This window comes from Streptomyces sp. NPDC006265 (genome assembly GCF_040613555.1).
In the GTDB taxonomy this organism is placed as follows: domain Bacteria; phylum Actinomycetota; class Actinomycetes; order Streptomycetales; family Streptomycetaceae; genus Streptomyces.
The window spans coordinates 1-2,086 of record NZ_JBEXSH010001209.1; the positions used below are offsets into that span (position 1 = coordinate 1).

The 2,086-nt window shown below is 74.8% G+C and carries 2 protein-coding genes and 1 pseudogene; 2 read left to right on the forward strand and 1 reads right to left on the reverse strand.

Annotated elements, in window-relative coordinates; translation table 11 throughout:
• The coding region (locus ABZ281_RS47160) for a hypothetical protein (protein WP_356664756.1) at positions 1-750 on the forward strand (750 nt) is incomplete at its 5' end.
• A gap of 217 nt (positions 751-967) precedes the next feature.
• Here the strand turns inward: ABZ281_RS47160 and ABZ281_RS47165 are convergent.
• Positions 968-1,678 carry a DUF5995 family protein gene (locus ABZ281_RS47165; protein ID WP_356664758.1) on the reverse strand — a complete coding sequence of 237 codons (711 nt, stop codon included), beginning with the start codon at positions 1,676-1,678 and terminating at the stop codon, positions 968-970.
• Positions 1,679-1,781: 103 nt separating this feature from the next.
• On the opposite strand from ABZ281_RS47165, the pseudogene ABZ281_RS47170 reads away from it, so the two are divergent.
• Positions 1,782-2,086: pseudogene (locus ABZ281_RS47170) on the forward strand (endoglucanase); the annotation flags it as partial.

Genomic DNA, 2,086 nt, shown 5'->3' on the forward strand with positions numbered 1-2,086 from the left:
GCCCTGACCGCCCCGGGCGTCGTCCTGGTCGCGGCGATCGTCACCGGCGCCGTCGCCCTCGGCGGGGGCGACGGCGGCGGCACCACGACCAGGACGGCCCCGACCATCACCCCCGCCCACCCGCCCGCCCCGCCGGGGCCGACCCCCGAGGCGGCCACCTCCGAGCCCTCCGCCGACGACCCCGCGGTCGTCGAGGACCAGCTCAACGGCATCACGTTCCCGCTGCTCGACGGCTGGGTCCGCCCGCAGCACGTCGCCCAGGACGACGTGGTCATGACGACCGACGGCACCTACGACTGCCCCGGCGGCGTGGGCCTGTGCCGCCACGGCATGGTCTTCTCCCGCACGGTGACCGAGAACGACGAGAAATCCCCCGAGGCCCTCGCCAAGGCCGACATCTCCGAGGCGGCCGACGAGGCCTACGACCGGGACCGGCTCGGCCGTGAGCACTACGGCGGCATGAAGTCGCACCAGGTCGTCGCGTCCGGGCCGGTCGCGGTGGCGGGCCGCGCCGGCTACCTGGTGCGCTGGCGTGTCACGACCGCCAAGGGGCCCGGCGGCCACGTCCAGTCGCTCGTCTTCCCCTCCAGCGTCGGCACCGAGTCGCCGGTTCTCGTCCGCTACGTCTTCGACGCCGGCGAGGACGGACCGCCGCTCGCCGACATGGACCGCCTCACCAAGGGCATCCGCCCCTTCGGCGACGCGGACACCGGCGGCGGCGTCGGCAGCAGCATCGGCCCGACGGGCTGACGCCACACAACGTCTAGTGCCGCATCAGGCCACGTTTGCCCGTTGAGGAGCGGCGTCCGGTGCGTGCTCTCGGCGTGGCGGCCGGAAGCCCTCGTACTGGACGTACTCGGGGTTTCGGCCGGTGCGGCGAGTGCGGGTACCCCCTGCTCGAGCGGAGTCGAGAGCTTGAGGGAGCGTGCCGGGCGTCGTGACGGGGCGAACGTTGCCTGTCGCGGCACTAGCGGCCCCCGGGCTCGGTCAGGGGTGTGAGCAGAATCCGCCCCGCGAAGCCCACCGCCGTGTCCAGGCGTTCCGTGAACTCCCCGGCGACCTCGGGGAGTTCGCGCAGGGCCCACAGTGCCCGGGCCGCCGTCCACGCGGCGTCCCGGGCGCGCTCCAGGCTCCAGGAGCCGAGCAGATGGGTCAGCGGGTCGGCGATCCGGAACAGGTCGGGGCCCGGCATCAGATCTTCGCGGATGCGCTCCTCCAGCGAGAGGAGGAGATCGCCCACCATGTCGAACTCGTCCTCCAGATCGACGGGAGCGCAGCCGAGCGTACGGCAGGTGTCCACGACGGCCAGCGCGAGGTCGTGCCCGATGTGCGCGTTGATGCCCGCCAGCGCGAACTGCAACGGCCGTACCCCGGGATGGCGGCGGAACTGGAACAGCGGCCGCCAGCAGGCGGGCGGGCGCCGCTCGTCCGCGACCGTCCCGACGGCCGCCAGATACCGCTGCGCGAACCGTACGTCCAGCGTGATCGCGGCGTGGGCGTCCGCGAACCGTCCGGTGTCGACGTACCGGTCCACCGCCTCCGTCACCGCGAGGTAGACACGGTTGAAGACCGCCACCCCGTCCCGCGGGTGCAGCTCCGCGTCGAGGGCGCGCATACGGGAGATGACTGCGTCGACCGGAGTGTCCACGGCTGGGGGAAGTTGTTCGCATCGCGGCATGCGGGCAGAGTCGCAGCTCTAGGCTGGCGGGACTGCCGGCGGGCCCGGCGCTTCCCCGAAACGGGGGAACACCGCCCGCCGCAGGGGGAGGGGGAGCAGCACTGTGTCAGGCTCGCGTGCCCAGCGCCTGGCCGCCCGCAGGGCCGGGCGCAGGCGAGCCGCCCGGCGCGGCGCGATGGTCGCGGCGGCCTCGCTCGTCGTGGCGGCCGGAGCGGTCGCGGGCGTCCTCGCCGTGTTCGACGACAGGCGGGCCCCGGACGAGGCCGCGCCTTCCGAGGTGTCGGCGTCGCCCCGCCTGGCACCCCTGCCGGCCGTGCCGTCGCCGTCCGCGCCGGCCACCGCCGAGTCCGCCTCGCCCTCGCCGTCCCCCTCCGCGCGCCGGGCGCCGGGCCCCGCACCGTCGAGGAC

Excerpts from the sequence above, each read along its gene's own strand:
- ABZ281_RS47165 (WP_356664758.1), bottom strand. The coding sequence starts at position 1,678 with ATGCCGCGATGCGAACAACTTCCCCCAGCCGTGGACACTCCGGTCGAC.